The following is a 16,450-nucleotide window of genomic DNA, read 5'->3' as shown; positions in this document are numbered from 1 at the left end:
TTAAACAAAAAAAGAGCTGAAAAAAATTTCCAGCTCCTTTTAATTAATTTATATTTTATTTACTTAATGTATTCAACTTGTTCATGAGCTTGTTTTTTTGCGTCAAAAAAACCTTGCTCTTTCATCCAATCATCACTATAAATTTTCTCCATATACCGAGAACCATGGTCTGGCAGAATTAATACTACTTTAGAATTTTCATTAAACATTCCCATCTCATTGTATTGCATAGCTGCTTGTACAACAGCACCACTTGTATAACCTGTAAATAGCCCTTCAGTTATCGCTAATTCTCTAGCTCTATGTGCAGCAGACTCATCTGTAACTTTTTCAAAGGTATCAATAACATCAAAATTAGTTGCTGTAGGAATTAAATTTTTTCCTAATCCCTCAATTCTGTATGGGTAAATTTCATTTTTATCAAATTCTCCTGTTTCATGGAATTTCTTTAAAATAGATCCAAAAGCATCAACTCCTAAAACTTTTACTTTAGGATTTTGTTCTTTTAAATACTTAGCCACACCTGAAATTGTTCCTCCTGTACCACTAGCAGCAATCAAATGAGTGATTTCCCCATTTGTTTGTTTCCATATTTCAGGACCAGTAGATCTGTAATGAGCTTCTGTATTTAAGTCGTTAAAATATTGATTAATGTATACTGAATTAGCTGTTTCATTATGCAATCTTTTGGCAACTTCATAATAAGAGCGAGGATCGTCTGCACTAACATGCGCTGGACATACATAAACCTTGGCTCCCATAGCCTTTAACATGTTAATTTTTCCAGCGGAAGCTTTAGAATTAACAGCTAAAATACACTTATAACCTTTAATAATACTAACTAAAGCCATACTAAAGCCAGTATTTCCTGAAGTAGTCTCTATTACAGTACTACCTTTTTTTAGTATTCCTTGGCGTTCAGCTTCTTCAATTATATACAATGCAATTCTATCTTTCATAGAATGTCCAGGGTTAAACCCTTCATACTTAGCATAGAAATTACCTGTAAGGTTTTTGGTTATTTTATTAAGCTTAATTAAAGGAGTACTACCAATAAGGTCTAGAATATTGTTACTTATACCGGTATTTTGTGTCATTTTTAAGAGTTTAATTCAAAATATGAAATATTCAAAAAATGAATTATGAATAATAATCTACAACGTGCAAATTTAATAATATTTTTTTAAAATTATGATTTTCCTTCTAAATCTATTAGAAAACTATAATCTCTAGCTGTTTCTTTTAATGAATCAAAACGCCCAGAAGCACCGCCATGACCGGCTTCCATATTGGTATGCATCAATAAAATATTTTTATCTGTTTTAAACTCTCTAAGTTTTGCTACCCATTTTGCTGGTTCAAAATATTGCACTTGAGAATCATGTAAACCAGTTGTTACAAGCATATTCGGATAATTTTGTCTTGATACATTATCATAGGGTGAATATAATTTCATATAATCATAATATTCTTTTTCATTAGGATTTCCCCATTCATCATATTCGCCCGTTGTTAAAGGTATTGAGTCATCAAGCATCGTGGTTAAAACATCAACAAAAGGGACAGAAACTAAAACTCCATGAAACAGCTCAGGATTCATATTAATAACAGCTCCCATTAATAAACCTCCAGCCGATCCACCACTTGCATATAAATGATTTTTAGACGTATATCCTATTGATATTAAATGCTTTGCACAATCTATAAAATCGGTAAACGTATTCATTTTATGAAATAGTTTACCTTCATCATACCATTTTCTACCTAAATATTCACTTCCACGCACATGAGCAATTGCAAATACAAAACCTCTATCCAACAAGCTTAAACGTGTAGTGCTAAAACCAGCATCAATAGTATAGCCATAAGATCCGTATCCGTACAATAACAATGGGGTATTTTTGGTTAAAGAGGTATTTTTATGATGGACTAATGAAATAGGAATTTTAGTTCCATCTTTTGATGTTGCCCAAATTCTTTCACTTATATAATTCTGTTTATTAAATTTACCTCCTAAAACTTCTTGCTCTTTCTTTATTTCTTTTGTTTTATTATCTACATTAAAATCTATTACACTACTTGGAGTTGTCATTGAATTATATCCATAACGAATAATATTAGTATCGAACTCAGGATTGTAATAAACACCAGCAGAATAGGTTTCTTCATCAAAAGGCAAGTAAAAATCTTCAGAATCATTCCAACGAATAATTCTAATTTTATTTAAACCATTAAAACGCTCTTCAACTACTAAAAAGTCTTTAAAAATGGAAATATCTTCCAACAATACCTCTTCTCTATGTGGTATCACATCATACCAGTTTTCTTTTAATGTAGCCTCTTCTGTGGTTTTCATTAATTTAAAATTGGTAGCATTGTCTTTATTTGTAAGTATGTAAAAACTCACCCCATAATGCGCAATATTATATTCTAAATCACGCTCTCGTGGTTGAAAAATTCTAAATTTTCCTGTTGGGTTATCAGCTTCTAAAATATGATATTCTGTTGAAACCGTGCTAAAAGAACCTATGATTAAATATTTATCTGATTTTGATCGATAAACATAAGCACTAAAAGTTTCATCCTTCTCAAAATAAATTTCTACATCTTCTGAAGGATCTGTTCCTAATACATGTCTAAATATTTTTTCACTACGTAAAGTAATTGGATTTTTTTGGGTATAAAAAATTGTTTTATTATCATTTGACCAAGATGAGCTTCCTGTAGTATTCTCTATTTTTTCAGGAAATATTTCACCTGTTTCTAGATTTTTAAATTGCAACGTGTATTGCCTTCTACTTACGGTATCAACACCAAAAGCAATATACTTATTATTTGGACTTACCGACATTCCAGAAAGTTTAAAATATGTATGTCCTTCGGCCATTTTATTAACGTCGAACATAATTTCTTCTGAAGCTTCTAAAGTTTCTTTTTTACGAGCATAAATGGGGTATTGCATCCCTTTTTGATAACGTGTAGTATAAAAATATTTATTTTTTTTATAAGGAACTGACTCGTCATCTTCTTTAATACGAGATTTCATTTCTTGAAATAAATCTTCTTGAAATTGCTTTGTATGAGCTGTTTGAGAATTGTAATAGGTATTTTCGGCATTTAAATATCCTATAACTTTTGGGTTTTCTTTTTCATTTAGCCAATAATAATTATCAATTCTAACATCCCCGTGAATTTCTAACTTCTTTTCAATCTTCTCTGCCTTTGGCGGTCTTAACATCATATACTTTAACGAATATTTTCTCTCAGCCGCAAAAATACTATATTTGCGCTTGTAACTTGTTAAATTTAAATAAAATGTTTGGAGATTTTTCTAGTATGATGGGAAAGCTTAAAGAAGCTCAAGAAAAAATAGAAGCAACAAAAGCAAGATTAAATACTATTTTTGTTGATGGTGAAGCAGGTAATGGCAAGGTCAAAGTTTCAGTTACTGCCAATAGATTGGTGAAAAGTATTTCAATAGCCGAAGAATTAACTGACAAAGAGGAAATTGAAGATTATTTAGTTTTAGCTTTAAATAAAGCACTAGATAAAGCCAATACCATTAGCGAAACTGAATTAGCTGCCGCCGCCAAAGATGGAATGCCTAACATTCCAGGAATGGATTTATTTAAATAGGACTCTTTTAAAATGTTAATTAAAAAATTCATCTTTAAAACCTATTAAATACACTTTTTCTTGTGCTCTAGTTACTGCAGTATACAACCATCTTAAATATTCTATATTTTGCCCATCTGGTAAATATGGTTGTTCAATAAATACTGTTTTCCACTGCCCTCCTTGCGATTTATGACAAGTAACAGCATAAGAAAACTTAACTTGCAAGGCGTTAAAATATTTACTCTTTTTGATTCCCAAAAATTGTTTGTATTTTGATTTTTCATGAGCAAAATCCTTCCCCACTTCTTGATACAGTTTATTTGATTCTTCATAAGTAAGTGAAGGTGATTCAGATGTTAAAGTATCTAATAATAAAACAGTATCAAATGGTTTTTGATTTGGGTAATCAATCATTCTAACTTTCACTTCTGCAAACCTAAATCCATACAATTCTTTGGTGTTATAAATTTGTAAAACTTCACAAATATCTCCATTAGCAATAAAACCTGCATCACTAGAATCTTTTAACCAGAAATAATTATTTTTTACTACCATCACAAAATCTCCAGTTGAAATCTCATTTTCTTGCCCTCTAATTTTACTTCTAATTTGCTGGTTGTATTGATTGGCTCTTTTATTAGAACGTACAATAAAAGCGGTATCTTCTACTCCAATATTATCGTAAGCAGTATTAATAGCATCTTCTATTTCATACCCATCAACTAGTCTAATCAAATCAGGAAAACCTAACTGAAATTTAAATTCATCAAAGCCATTATTCGCTAAAATTAAACGCAGCTCTGTAGCATTTATTAAAATTCCTGAATCTGAATGTTGTCGCATTACTTCATTTAATTCAATTTCAGTTACTATTTTATTATAATTTAACTCCAATTTTTGTGCATCAAGAGCTGGACTAATTGATAATTTTACAGGAGGTAACTGAGCTGTATCTCCAATAAAAATAATTTTACAATTTACACCTGAATATACATATGACATTAAATCATCTAATAATGAACCGTTTTCGAACAACTTAGCATTGCTAGGACTATCAGGAATCATAGAAGCTTCATCTATAATAAAAATAGTATTGGTATGTTTGTTTTGTTGTAAGGTAAAATCTACCCCACCCGCTTTATTTTTTTTAGGAAAATAGATTTTTTTATGAATTGTAAACGCCTGCCTATTTGAATAACCTGAAATAACTTTAGCAGCTCTTCCTGTTGGCGCTAATAAAACAGCCTTTTTCCCTATTTTCCATAAATTATTAACTACCGTACTAATTGTGGTTGTTTTTCCTGTTCCTGCATATCCCTTTATTATAAAAAGTGTTTCTTTACTCTTATCAAAAATAAATTCAACTAAATTTTCCAGTAATAATTCTTGCGAATTTGTAGGTTTAAATGGAAACTTATCTACGAGTGTTTTATAAAATTCAGTGGGAGTTTTTGTCATGTTTGTAATAAATTTCAAATATACAAATTGATTTATGCTTAAAAGTTTTTCTCATTAAAAAAAATTTGTAGATTTGCGTACACACATAAAATTAACATACACAAAAATGACAACAGTTCTAATAATAATAGCTGGTATTATAGTTACAGGCTTTTTGGCTTATGCAATTGTAAATTTTATTCCAAAAAAATTACATTGGATAATCTCAATAATTTTAATTGCCTTAGCGGCTTTTTTAGTTTATAAAATTAATTTTGAAATTTTAAAACCTATCAAGTTTAATAAAGAGAAAAAAGTAAAATATGCTAAAGTAATTAATAATTTAAAAATCCTTCGTGATGCTGAAGTTGCTCATAAAAAAGTAATTGGAACGTACACTTCTGATGGTGAGGCTCTTATTAAATTTTTAGATACAGCAAAATACGCATTAACTCAAACTAGAAACGTTCCTAAAACAATAAATGTTGGTGGTGGTATTACAAAAGAAATTGAAGAAAGAGTTGTTGATACTATTGGTTACGAAGATGTTAGAGCCTATTTTGTTGGAAGAGATTATAAAAATATGCTAAACATTCCAGGAACTGATCAAAAATTTAAAATAGAAATTGGTGAAATTGAAAAAATTGCTGGTTTAAAAGCTCAAGTTTTTGAAATTAAAGTTGATAAAGCCCTTATTTTAAAAGGAATGGATATTAACCTAGTAAAACAAGAAAAAGAAGCCATTGGCGGTGAAGAAGTTAGAGGTGAGTATATTAGAGTTGGTTCATTAACAGAAGTAAGTGAAGACGGTAACTGGCCTCCATTTTATGATAAAGGAGATAAAAAAGATAGCGAATAAAAATATAGATTTTTTTAATCTAGAAGAAAATCATTTATCCATCCAACTTAGTTTGGATGGATTTTCTTTTTGTATCTATAACAAAATTGTAAATGAATTTGGTTACTTTGCTAAATTTGAATTTGACAATCAAAACGGTATTTCCCCTTATAAACATTTAGAATTTGTAGAAGAAATTTTTAAAAAAGAGAAAATTCTTCAATTAAAGTTTAACTCGGTAAGTGTAGCACATTTTAATAACTTAGTAACGCAAGTTCCTAAGCCTTTTTTTGATAAAGAATATTTACCAGATTATTTAAAGTATTCTGTCAAAGTTTTAGAAAACGATTTTATTACTTTTGATGAAATAAATAATTCTGAAATTGTTAATGTATATATTCCATTTGTAAATATCAATAATTTTTTATTAGATCATTATGGCTCCTTTATATTTAAGCATTCCTCTACTGTTTTAATTGAAAAATTATTAAACGAATACAAAAATTCTGATGGAGATTTCTGTTTTGTGAATGTTACTAACAACAACTTTGAGATTGTGGTTTTAAAAGAAAAAAAATTTAAACTTTTTAACTGCTTCAACTTTAGTACAAAAGAAGATTTTATTTATTACATACTTTTTACAGCTGAACAATTAGAATTAAATCCAGAAGAACTTAACCTAGTACTAATGGGAGATATTGAAAAAGAATCTGAGTTGTACACCATCCTTTACCAATATATTAGAAATATTAATTTCTACTCACCTTCAAAAAAATCTACAAGCCTTAACGAATTGTCGGTGCATTCACAATTTATAGTATTGAATCAATTTTAAAATATGCGTATAATTTCTGGAAAATATAAAAGTAAACGTTTACAAGCACCCAAAAATTTACCTGTAAGACCAACTACTGACATGGCTAAAGAGGCTTTGTTTAACATTATTAACAACCTGTATTATTTTAGTGATATAAATGTACTTGATTTATTTGCTGGTACTGGTAATATAAGCTATGAATTTGCATCAAGAGGTACAGCCCAAATTACGGCTATTGATGCTCATTTTGGTTGTATTAAATTTATTAACAATACAGCTAAAGAACTTAATTTTGACATTAGTACCTTTAAATCTGATGTATTTAAATTTTTAGAAAAATCGACGGGTACTTATGATATTATTTTTGCTGATCCACCTTATGATTTTGAAGTTGATAAATTTGAGCGCATTGCTACATTAGTTTTTGAAAATAAATTACTTTCAGAAAACGGAATTTTAATAATTGAACACTCCAAACATACAGATTTAACAAAACATAAAAGGCTTAGCTACCAAAAAAAATACGGAGGAAATATGTTTAGCTTTTTTGAAAATGAAGTTCTAGAAATTAACAACTAAAACAATTCTTTAATTACTTGCTTTTCTGTAACTCCTTCAGCTTCTGCCTTATAATTTTTTACAATTCTATGTTTTAAAATAGCATAAGCAACTGCTTGTACATCTTCTATATCAGGCGAAAATTTACCACAAACTGCTGCGTTTGCTTTTGCTCCTAAAATTAAGTTTTGAGAGGCTCTTGGACCAGCTCCCCAATCAATATAATTATTTACAATTGTTGGTGCGTTAGGTGTGTTAGGACGAGTTTTAGAAACCAATTTCACTGCATATTCAATCACATTATCAGCAATAGGAATTCTTCTAATTAAATGTTGGAAATTATTAATTTCTTCAGCAGAAAGCAATGGTTGAACTTCATTTTTTATATCATTGGTTGTGCTTTTAACCACTTCAACTTCTTCATTAAAACTAGGGTAATCTAAATTTATAGAAAACATAAAACGGTCTAGCTGAGCTTCAGGCAATGGATACGTTCCTTCTTGTTCTATAGGATTTTGAGTGGCCAATACAAAAAATGGTTTTGCTAATTTATGATGGTGACCAGAAACCGTTACCGAATGTTCTTGCATAGCCTCAAGTAAAGCTGCTTGGGTTTTTGGTGGCGTACGATTAATTTCATCAGCTAAAATGATATTGCTAAAAATTGGTCCTTTTATAAATTTAAAGTGGTTGGTTTCATCTAAAATTTCACTTCCTAAAATATCTGATGGCATTAAATCTGGAGTAAATTGAATTCTCTTAAAATCTAAACCCAATGTTTTAGCTATGGTATGTACCATCAATGTTTTAGCTAGTCCAGGTACTCCAACCAATAATGAGTGTCCTCCACTTAAAATAGAAAGTAAAATGTGATCAACAGCTTTTTTTTGACCAATAATTACTTTTCCAATTTCATTTTGAAGTGCTTTATGCTTTTCAACCAACTTTTTTAATGCAGCAACATCAGACATATTATTCCTTTTTCCAATTATTTTTAAAGGTACATTTTTTAAAATCTTTATTGATTTTAATGTAGGTATCAATAATTTTATCTTTTGCCCATTTTTCAACGGTTTCTTCTTGCTTTTTTTGAAGTGCTAATTGTTGGATTTTTTCGTAATCTTTAGTGAAATTAGCTGTATGGGTATCATCCTTACTTTTTAATAGCAAAATTTTATGCATTTTTTCTCCACCCCTAACCTCTTCATAAAAAGGTTCTGTTATTTCACCTGCTTTTAAATTATTAACTTTGGCATATAAATCTGGCCCAATTAAGGTTAAATCAAAACGTGTATCGTTTGTATTAGGATTTAAAATTAAGCCCTTATTATTTTTAGTATCCTCATCGTCAGAATATTTTAAAACTGCATCTTCAAATGTTATTTCTCCTTTTAAAATTTCTTCACGAATTTTGGCTAACTCTTCTTTAGAAGCCTGTAATTCTGCTACACTAATTTTAGGTTGCATTAAAATATGACGTACATCGCGTTCTTGACCTTTAATTTTTTCTACTTGAATAATATGGTATCCAAAACCTGATTCAAATGGTTCTGAAATTTCACCTTCATCTAAACTAAAAGCAACTTCTTTAAACTCTTTAATAAAACCACTTTCGCGAGTAATGGTGTATTTACCTCCAGCACCAGCACCGTTACCAGATACCGCTGGATCATCAGAATTAATTATTGCTTTTAAACGAAAGCTATAACCTTCTTCAATTTCTTTTTTAAGTTCATTTAACTTATTAATTACTCGTTCAACCTCTTCTTCAGATGGTTTTACATATTTTACTATTTGTGCTAATTCTATTTCGGCACTAAACTCAGGTAAATTGTTATCTACTTCTAAATTTTTAAAATAAGTTCTAACTTCTTCAGGTGTGACATCTATTTTTTCAGTAATGGTCGCTCTTTCTCTTTTAATAAGTAGTTGCTCCCTTTGTATACCTGCCAATTCAGTTCTTAACTCTTCTTCATCACTAAAACCATAATATTCAATTGCTTTTTCTACAGATCCTAATTGCTGAGCAAAATAGGCAATGTTACGCTCAACTTCGCTATTTACTTCTGGATCAGAAACTACAATACTATCAACTACTGCATGATGTGCTAGCAATTTTTGTGTCATAATTTCTTCTAAAATTTCACAATCAGAAATATTAATTTTACCTTCTATTCTACTTTGAAGTTCTTTTTTAAACTTGTCAATGTCAGAATCTAAAACTATATTCTTTCCTACTACAACTGCTACTCCATCAACTTTAATTCTTTCTTGTGCCTTTGCACTAATAAAAAATAGGAATAAGATAAGTCCAATAATATGTTGTTTCATTTTAATATATTTCAAATTGTTGTTTTTTATTTGCATCATCAATTAATGTTTCTTCAATATTTTTTAATAATAACAGTTTACGCTGGTGTAATATCATTTGCTTTATGGTGGGTTCCATATAGCTTTTTGGTGCTATTTCATTTCTATTTAACACCTGTTTAATGGTCACCAAATATAAGCTTAATGAATCTTCTTTTTGAATAAAATTATCTTTTTTTAGCAATTCTTGTTTTTCTATTGCTTTTAAAATTGGGAGTTTAACTATTAAATCTCTATATTTTACCCAAATTGAATCGTTGAGATGATAAGAATTAAGGTTGAATTCTTTAGCTTGAAGACTGTCTAAATCTTCTTTTTTAGTTGATTTAAATAGTTTTATCAATTCTTTTTTGTTATTAATGTCTTTCCCAAATTTTATAAACTTCACTTTAACCAACTCTTCATTTAGCCTAAAATTTTGGTTATTCTCATTGTAAAATTGCGCTAAATCACTTTCAGAAATTTCGGTATCTAAATATTCATTTACAACACCTTCTTTATACGCATTTATGTATAAATCTTCACGATACTTTTTTACTAAGTTGTCAAATTTCTCAGCTTTATTTTCTAAATTTATTTGAGCTTTAGACAATAATAATTGTTGTTTTATCCAATTATTTATATAATTATTGGTTAACAAAATACTATCTTGAGAAGTAATTTCTGAGCTGTAAATGTTTTTTAAATCTTTTTTATACAAGTAATTATTATTCACTCTTGCAACAGGTTCATTTGTCTCCTTTTTAATAGTGAAATAATCACATGATTGGAATAAAAATAGTACTCCTATTAAAATTATAACTGGTTTCAATTTACTTAAAATTTGTTTTTAAAATTTTCTTTTTTTCTGAATTGTTAAATTTAACGTTATATTTTTTATGAAGCTCATTAATCCATATTTTTTCTAACTCATTTTGATAATCGGTAATAACAATTCCTTTGATGCTTTCAAACGCTTTATTTTTATATTTATCCTCTTTGTGTAATGCATAAAAATGAATGAGGCCTTCATTTTCTTTAGATTTTGTCCAAACTTTTTTTTCTAATAAATCAAAAAGTAACAAACCTTCTTTAAACTCTTTAAAAATAGCAGCAAATTCTGCATTTGTTTTTTCAATATTTTCTTTATAATAATTTAAAATTTCGTTTTCTTTAAATAAACTAAAGGCTATATAAATATCCGATAAGTTATTTCTTTTTAAATAATTAATAAATTTAAGTTGATTAATTTCTTTTGTTTCTATGGTTAATAATAGCTTTTGGAAATTTTTATTATTGTTTTTCCAATCATCAATTTGAAATTGACGCAATGCATTTTTATTAACATTAATTGCATATAGCTTAGATAATTTATTAATAAGTGATTTTTCAATCAATTTTGAGCGTTCATCCTTTTCAATTTGCTGTCTTATTTTACTTTTAAGTTTATCGAAACTTTCTAATGGGTACTTTTTAATTAATTTTATAATATGCCATCCAAATGGTGTTTTAAATGGCTTAGAAATAGTATTTTCATTAGTTAAAGAAAATGCCATATCTGTAAACTCTTCAATCATTTGACCTGTTCCAAATTTAGGCAATTTACCCCCATTAACAGCACTGGCTCTATCTTCAGAAAGCTTTGTTGCTATATTTTCAAAATTAGTTTTATTTATTACAAGTTCTTTATAAATTGAATCAATTGTAGTTTTGCTTTTTCCGGTATCACCTTCAATCATAATATGAGCAACTTCAACTTCTCCCCTAGCTTTTCTTATATTATGAACTTTTAAAATATGATATCCAAATTTTGTTCTAAAGGGCATAGAAATTTCAGAAATTGGTGTTGAATATGCAATATTTTCAAAAGGATAAACCATTTGTAAAGCTGTAAAATATCCAATATTTCCATTATTTTGACTAACTGTAGGATCCTCAGAATATTTTTTTGCAACTTCAGAAAAACTTGAACCTTTCAATACTAAATCTCTTGCTTGAAGCAATTTATTATATGCCTCTAATGTATCCGAAAAGGTGTAATTTGGTTTTAAATTTATTAAAATATGACTTACTTCTACTTCTTTTTGCAATCTTTCATAAGCTTCATTAACCAACTTTTCAGTTGTTTGTTCATCTTTTAAATAGGGTAATATTAATTTGCTTTTATAAGTATTTAATTCTCTCCTAAATTTAGGTAAAGTATCCAGCTTTAAATCTTTAGCTTCTTTTACTTTTAATTTATATGTTACAAATAGGTTTAAATAAGTTTCAATAGAATTTTCTTCAGACGAAGGCATTAAAGTTTGGTTTTTTTTATACACTTTTAAAAACTCATGGGTATAAAAAGGTTCATTATTGATAGTAAACAAAACTTTTTCTTTTTCCTGAGAAAAAGTTTTAGAGATGATAAAAAGAAAAATAATAATTACATATTTTAATTTCATAAAATAATTTTACCAACTTTAATTTATACTAAATAATGTGTTAAAAAAACGCTGCAATTTATTTTATATTATTATGAATTGCTGTTAAAAGAATCACAAAGATATAATTCCTTCAATTTTTTCTGCAGCTTGGTATTTTAAAATAATATCATCTGCTTTTTTCATAACAATATGAATTGAAACACTGGTGTATTTACCTGTTCTTGATGAAGTTTTATTAATAACAGCTCCTTGATAGTTAAATAAATCTTCTACTTGCTGAATTTTATTTTCATCTGTTGGAACTATAAATTTAAATAGATACTTTGTTGGAAAAGTTGTATCCTTCTTCAATTTTTTCTTTAACTTTTTATAAAATTGCGCTCTATTGTCCATTCTATTTTTTTACAAATAAGAGAAGCAAATATAATACCACCTTAATAATGTTAATATTTAGCTGACAAAATTACATTATTATTTTTAGTATAATTTAACGAATACCTTATTTTTGTGTTATGCAAAAGAAAATAGTCATTACTGGAGGTCCTGGCACTGGAAAATCAACTGTAATTGAAGAATTAGCAAGACGTAATTTTTTGTGTATGCCAGAAATTTCTAGAGAAGTTACTTTAAATGCACGTAAAAAAGGTATTGAACAATTATTTTTGACCAAACCTCTACTTTTTAGTGAAATGCTTTTAGAGGGTCGTATTCATCAATATACCGATGCTGAAATCAAAAATAATGATATCGTTTTTTTTGATAGAGGAATTCCAGATGTACATGCTTATATGAATTATATTAGTATTGATTATCCTAAAACTTACATTCACAAAAGTAATTTATACCGCTATAATTATATTTTTTTAATGCCTCCTTGGGAAGATATTTACATATCGGATAACGAACGTTATGAAAATTTTGAACAAGCCTTAGCTATACATAACCATTTAGAAAGAACTTACAAAGAATTAAATTACAACATTATTGAAGTTCCAACTGGAACGGTAACCAAAAGAACCGATTTTATTTTAGCGTGTATTAAACAATGAATACACCTTTACACATATTAAAAAAATATTGGAATTATAACGAATTTAGAACTCCACAACAAACAATAATTAACAATGTTTTAGATGGTAAAGATACATTAGTTTTATTGCCCACAGGAGGTGGTAAATCTTTATGTTATCAAGTTCCTGCTATGATTTTAGAAGGAGTTTGTATTGTAATTTCCCCCTTAATTGCACTTATACAAGACCAAGTAAATAGTTTAAAAGAAAAAAACATTAAGGCTATTGCTTTAACCTCACAACTTACACAAGAAGAAGTAATTGTAGCTTTTGACAATCTGCAGTTTGGAGGGTATAAATTTTTATACTTGTCTCCTGAAAAATTACAATCTAGTTTTGTTCAAGAAAAAATCAAACAACTTCAGGTTTCATTATTTGCAATAGATGAAGCCCATTGCATATCTGAATGGGGACATGATTTTAGACCTTCTTATCTTCAATTAAAGGTTTTAAAAAAATTACATCCCAAAACACCATTTATAGCCTTAACTGCTACCGCAACAAAAAGAGTATTGGAAGATATTCAATTACAACTAGAAATACCCAACGCCACCGTTTTTAAAAAATCATTTCAAAGAAAAAATTTAAGTTATAGTGTTCTTTTTACCGAAGATATTTATGGTAAATTACTTCAAATTTTAAAAAAACTAAGTGGTTCAAGTATTATTTATACCAACAGTAGAAAACAAACCAAAACAATTAGTAATCTTCTACAGATCAATAAATTTAAAAGTAGTTTTTACCATGGTGGTTTATCATTTTTAGAAAAAAATGAAGCCTTTTCTAAATGGATGAATGATGAAACTCCTGTAATGGTGGCAACCAATGCTTTTGGAATGGGCATTGACAAACCTAATGTAAGAGCAGTTATTCATATAAATATTCCTAATAGTTTAGAAAATTTTATCCAAGAAGCTGGAAGAGCTGGAAGAGATGGAGAAAAAGCATACTCTATCCTTTTAACAAACAACACACAACTTTTTGAAACAACTTCAAAATTTGAAAGCACCATAGCTTCTGTAAAATTTGTTAAAAAAGTATATTCACATTTAAATCAATATTATAAAGTTGCTTTAGGTGAAACACCAACAACCCCATTTAATTTTACACTTCAAGAATTTTGTCATACCTACCAATTAAACTTATTGCAAACTTATAATGCTATTAAAATTTTAGAAAAAGAGAGTATTTTAATTTTAGATGAAAATTACAGTAAAAGATCAACGTTAAAATTTATAATTAGCAGTAAACAATTAATTCATTATATAAATGAGCATCCTGTAAAAGGAGAACTAATTAAATTAATTTTAAGAAGTTACGGTGGAATTTCAGAACACCATACTATAATAAATGAATTTAATTTAGCTAAAAAACTAACAATCAATAAAAGTGATGTTGTCAATCATTTAAACGATTTAAATTCCTATGGAATTGTTGAGTATCTTTTTGAAGATAATAGTTCTAAATTGTTATTTTTAGTTGCACGAGAAGATGATTACACCATAAATAGTATTTCAAAAAGTATTCAAAAACGAAATCAAGTAAAATTTGATAAATTAAATGCAACGATAGCATATATAAGAAATATTAAAACCTGTAGAAACATTCAGTTATTAGCTTATTTTGATGAAACTAGTTCAACACCTTGTGGTCAATGCGACGTATGTAAAACAAAAACTACTAAACCTAGTTCCGTAAAAGATATTATTCAAGAAATAATTGAGCTTTTAAAACACCATCCTTTATCCTCAAAAGAACTAGTTACCCAATTAAAGTACTCCGAAACCGAAGTTTTAAATTCACTAAAAATATTATTAGAAAAAAATAAAATAACCATAACTTCGCAAAATAAATTTAAAAGTAACTTTTAATGAAAGATTTGAGAATTGTATTTATGGGAACTCCTGATTTTGCTGTTGCAACATTAGATGCACTTATAAAAGCTAATTTTAATATTGTTGGCGTAATTACAGCACCTGATAAACCTGCAGGTAGAGGAAGAAAGCTAAATGAATCTGCAGTGAAAAAATATGCAATTGCACATAATTTAAAGTTACTACAGCCTACAAATTTAAAAAGCGATGATTTTCTTAATGAATTAAAAGCTTTAAGTGTAAACTTACAAATAGTTGTTGCATTTAGAATGTTACCTAAACAGATTTGGCAATTACCAAAATACGGAACTTTTAACTTACATGCATCACTATTACCTAATTATAGAGGAGCAGCACCAATAAATTGGGCAATTATTAATGGTGAAACTAAAACTGGAGTTACTACTTTTTTTATTGATGAAAAAATTGACACTGGTCATATTATTTTACAAGAAGAAACCAATATTCAAGAAGAAGAAACAGTTGGAGAATTGCATGATAAATTAATGAATATTGGAAGTCAATTGGTTGTTAAAACCGTTCAATTAATAGAAAAAGGAAATGTAACCACAAAAAAGCAACCAACTGCAGAAGAAAAACCTGCACCCAAAATATTTAATGAAACCTGCCATATCAATTGGAATGATTATTTGACAAATATTTATAATTTAATACGTGGATTGAATCCATATCCTGCTGCTTGGACAACCCTTATTAATAATGGTGAAGAAATTAAAGTCAAAATTTTTGATGTAAAAAAAGAAATCATTCATCATCAACACAAAACAGGTTTTTTAGTTATTTCTAAAAATGATATTAAAGTTGCCGTAAATGAAGGTTATTTAATAATTGAATCTCTTCAAATTGCTGGTAAACGAAAAATGGATAGTAAAAGCTTATTAAATGGATTTACTTTTCATAAAAATGCAATGTTTAAATAAACCCATATTTTAAAGGGCTTACAGCTTATTTATATAAAAAGCCTCAAGGTTATTAACATTTAGATACATTTATTAACAAAAGAGGTACTTTTTTTAATAAAAACTTGCACAAACCCTTATTCCGTATAACTTTGTTAAGCATTTAAAAGAAAAAAATGTTTAACCAATTAATTTAATATTTAAATTATGAACAAATCAGATTTAATTGATGCTATGGCAGCTGATGCTGGCATCACAAAAGCAGCAGCAAAAGCAGCTCTAGAATCATTAACAGAAAATGTAACAAACACACTTAAAAAAGGTGGAAAAGTTGCATTAGTAGGATGGGGAACTTGGTCTATCTCTAAAAGAGCAGCTAGAACTGGAAGAAACCCTCAAACTGGAAAAACTATTAAAATTGCAGCTAAAAACGTTGTAAAATTTAAAGCAGGTGCTGGATTTAGTGACGCAGTTAACTAATAAATAAGACGACATCTTATTATTTTTAAAACTCTCTAACTTATTAGAGAGTTTTTTTTTTAG

Annotated in this window: 16 protein-coding genes; 8 read left to right on the top strand and 8 right to left on the bottom strand. The window is 28.2% G+C overall.

Annotated features, from left to right (window positions below):
- Positions 1 to 59: 59 nt before the first annotated feature.
- Both ACFQZW_RS07810 and ACFQZW_RS07805 read right to left on the bottom strand, forming a co-directional pair.
- Positions 60 to 1,097, bottom strand: coding sequence for a PLP-dependent cysteine synthase family protein (locus ACFQZW_RS07810; RefSeq protein ID WP_298287351.1), 1,038 nt, complete (start codon positions 1,095 to 1,097; stop codon positions 60 to 62).
- Positions 1,098 to 1,189: 92 nt separating this feature from the next.
- Positions 1,190 to 3,241: a S9 family peptidase gene (locus ACFQZW_RS07805; protein WP_386782186.1), complete on the bottom strand. Its 2,052-nt coding sequence runs from the start codon at positions 3,239 to 3,241 to the stop codon at positions 1,190 to 1,192.
- Positions 3,242 to 3,315: 74 nt separating this feature from the next.
- Between ACFQZW_RS07805 and ACFQZW_RS07800 the strand changes: the two genes are divergently transcribed.
- Positions 3,316 to 3,636 carry a YbaB/EbfC family nucleoid-associated protein gene (locus ACFQZW_RS07800; RefSeq protein ID WP_298262279.1) on the top strand — a complete coding sequence of 107 codons (321 nt, stop codon included), beginning with the start codon at positions 3,316 to 3,318 and terminating at the stop codon, positions 3,634 to 3,636.
- A gap of 15 nt (positions 3,637 to 3,651) precedes the next feature.
- Here the strand turns inward: ACFQZW_RS07800 and ACFQZW_RS07795 are convergent, their stop codons facing one another.
- On the bottom strand, positions 3,652 to 5,076 hold the full coding sequence (locus tag ACFQZW_RS07795; protein ID WP_386782183.1) for an ATP-dependent DNA helicase: 1,425 nt from the start codon (positions 5,074 to 5,076) through the stop codon (positions 3,652 to 3,654).
- Positions 5,077 to 5,182: 106 nt separating this feature from the next.
- On the opposite strand from ACFQZW_RS07795, the gene ACFQZW_RS07790 reads away from it, so the two are divergent.
- From ACFQZW_RS07790 to rsmD, 3 genes are read left to right on the top strand one after another with little or no spacing between them, the layout of a single operon-like run.
- Positions 5,183 to 5,914 (top strand): hypothetical protein, encoded by a 732-nt coding sequence (locus ACFQZW_RS07790; protein WP_298262277.1) that lies wholly within the window; start codon positions 5,183 to 5,185, stop codon positions 5,912 to 5,914.
- Positions 5,883 to 6,728, top strand: coding sequence for a DUF3822 family protein (locus ACFQZW_RS07785; RefSeq protein WP_298262276.1), 846 nt, complete (start codon positions 5,883 to 5,885; stop codon positions 6,726 to 6,728). The genes ACFQZW_RS07790 and ACFQZW_RS07785 overlap by 32 nt, the downstream gene beginning before the upstream one ends.
- Positions 6,729 to 6,731: 3 nt before the next feature.
- Entirely contained in the window at positions 6,732 to 7,289 is a 558-nt protein-coding gene (gene rsmD / locus ACFQZW_RS07780; RefSeq protein WP_298262275.1) for a 16S rRNA (guanine(966)-N(2))-methyltransferase RsmD, read from the top strand.
- Here the strand turns inward: rsmD and ACFQZW_RS07775 are convergent.
- From ACFQZW_RS07775 to ACFQZW_RS07755, 5 genes are all read right to left on the bottom strand, one after another.
- Positions 7,286 to 8,239: an AAA family ATPase gene (locus ACFQZW_RS07775; protein ID WP_298262274.1), complete on the bottom strand. Its 954-nt coding sequence runs from the start codon at positions 8,237 to 8,239 to the stop codon at positions 7,286 to 7,288. The genes rsmD and ACFQZW_RS07775 overlap by 4 nt on opposite strands.
- A gap of 1 nt (position 8,240) precedes the next feature.
- Entirely contained in the window at positions 8,241 to 9,599 is a 1,359-nt protein-coding gene (locus tag ACFQZW_RS07770; RefSeq protein ID WP_298262273.1) for a peptidylprolyl isomerase, read from the bottom strand.
- A gap of 1 nt (position 9,600) precedes the next feature.
- On the bottom strand, positions 9,601 to 10,449 hold the full coding sequence (locus ACFQZW_RS07765; RefSeq protein WP_298262272.1) for a peptidyl-prolyl cis-trans isomerase: 849 nt from the start codon (positions 10,447 to 10,449) through the stop codon (positions 9,601 to 9,603).
- Between the two features lies 1 nt (position 10,450).
- Positions 10,451 to 12,061: a peptidylprolyl isomerase gene (locus tag ACFQZW_RS07760; protein WP_372801004.1), complete on the bottom strand. Its 1,611-nt coding sequence runs from the start codon at positions 12,059 to 12,061 to the stop codon at positions 10,451 to 10,453.
- Positions 12,062 to 12,154: 93 nt separating this feature from the next.
- Positions 12,155 to 12,436 (bottom strand): DUF493 family protein, encoded by a 282-nt coding sequence (locus tag ACFQZW_RS07755; protein ID WP_298287339.1) that lies wholly within the window; start codon positions 12,434 to 12,436, stop codon positions 12,155 to 12,157.
- Positions 12,437 to 12,555: 119 nt separating this feature from the next.
- Between ACFQZW_RS07755 and ACFQZW_RS07750 the strand changes: the two genes are divergently transcribed.
- The 4 genes from ACFQZW_RS07750 (at position 12,556) to ACFQZW_RS07735 (ending at position 16,387) form a co-directional block, all read left to right on the top strand.
- On the top strand, positions 12,556 to 13,092 hold the full coding sequence (locus ACFQZW_RS07750) for an ATP-binding protein (protein WP_298287336.1): 537 nt from the start codon (positions 12,556 to 12,558) through the stop codon (positions 13,090 to 13,092).
- Positions 13,089 to 14,984 carry a RecQ family ATP-dependent DNA helicase gene (locus ACFQZW_RS07745; RefSeq protein WP_386782178.1) on the top strand — a complete coding sequence of 632 codons (1,896 nt, stop codon included), beginning with the start codon at positions 13,089 to 13,091 and terminating at the stop codon, positions 14,982 to 14,984. Before ACFQZW_RS07750 ends, ACFQZW_RS07745 begins: the two co-directional genes overlap by 4 nt.
- Positions 14,984 to 15,928, top strand: coding sequence for a methionyl-tRNA formyltransferase (gene fmt, locus ACFQZW_RS07740; RefSeq protein WP_298262267.1), 945 nt, complete (start codon positions 14,984 to 14,986; stop codon positions 15,926 to 15,928). Before ACFQZW_RS07745 ends, fmt begins: the two co-directional genes overlap by 1 nt.
- Before the next feature lie 186 nt (positions 15,929 to 16,114).
- A complete protein-coding gene (locus ACFQZW_RS07735) occupies positions 16,115 to 16,387 on the top strand; it encodes an HU family DNA-binding protein (RefSeq protein WP_298262266.1) in 273 nt (90 codons plus the stop codon).
- Positions 16,388 to 16,450 lie beyond the last annotated feature (63 nt).

It is taken from the genome of Lutibacter aestuarii, from assembly GCF_042676885.1.
Taxonomy (GTDB): domain Bacteria; phylum Bacteroidota; class Bacteroidia; order Flavobacteriales; family Flavobacteriaceae; genus Lutibacter; species Lutibacter aestuarii.
This window is presented reverse-complemented; position numbering and strand designations above follow the sequence as displayed.

Coding starts and splice junctions, on each gene's coding strand:
- ACFQZW_RS07785 (WP_298262276.1), top strand. CDS start 5,883: ATGATAAAGGAGATAAAAAAGATAGCGAATAAAAATATAGATTTTTTT.
- ACFQZW_RS07745 (WP_386782178.1), top strand. CDS start 13,089: ATGAATACACCTTTACACATATTAAAAAAATATTGGAATTATAACGAA.
- rsmD (WP_298262275.1), top strand. CDS start 6,732: ATGCGTATAATTTCTGGAAAATATAAAAGTAAACGTTTACAAGCACCC.
- ACFQZW_RS07805 (WP_386782186.1), bottom strand. CDS start 3,241: ATGATGTTAAGACCGCCAAAGGCAGAGAAGATTGAAAAGAAGTTAGAA.
- ACFQZW_RS07760 (WP_372801004.1), bottom strand. CDS start 12,061: ATGAAATTAAAATATGTAATTATTATTTTTCTTTTTATCATCTCTAAA.
- ACFQZW_RS07755 (WP_298287339.1), bottom strand. CDS start 12,436: ATGGACAATAGAGCGCAATTTTATAAAAAGTTAAAGAAAAAATTGAAG.
- ACFQZW_RS07735 (WP_298262266.1), top strand. CDS start 16,115: ATGAACAAATCAGATTTAATTGATGCTATGGCAGCTGATGCTGGCATC.
- ACFQZW_RS07750 (WP_298287336.1), top strand. CDS start 12,556: ATGCAAAAGAAAATAGTCATTACTGGAGGTCCTGGCACTGGAAAATCA.
- ACFQZW_RS07790 (WP_298262277.1), top strand. CDS start 5,183: ATGACAACAGTTCTAATAATAATAGCTGGTATTATAGTTACAGGCTTT.
- ACFQZW_RS07775 (WP_298262274.1), bottom strand. CDS start 8,239: ATGTCTGATGTTGCTGCATTAAAAAAGTTGGTTGAAAAGCATAAAGCA.
- fmt (WP_298262267.1), top strand. CDS start 14,984: ATGAAAGATTTGAGAATTGTATTTATGGGAACTCCTGATTTTGCTGTT.
- ACFQZW_RS07770 (WP_298262273.1), bottom strand. CDS start 9,599: ATGAAACAACATATTATTGGACTTATCTTATTCCTATTTTTTATTAGT.
- ACFQZW_RS07800 (WP_298262279.1), top strand. CDS start 3,316: ATGTTTGGAGATTTTTCTAGTATGATGGGAAAGCTTAAAGAAGCTCAA.
- ACFQZW_RS07810 (WP_298287351.1), bottom strand. CDS start 1,097: ATGACACAAAATACCGGTATAAGTAACAATATTCTAGACCTTATTGGT.
- ACFQZW_RS07795 (WP_386782183.1), bottom strand. CDS start 5,076: ATGACAAAAACTCCCACTGAATTTTATAAAACACTCGTAGATAAGTTT.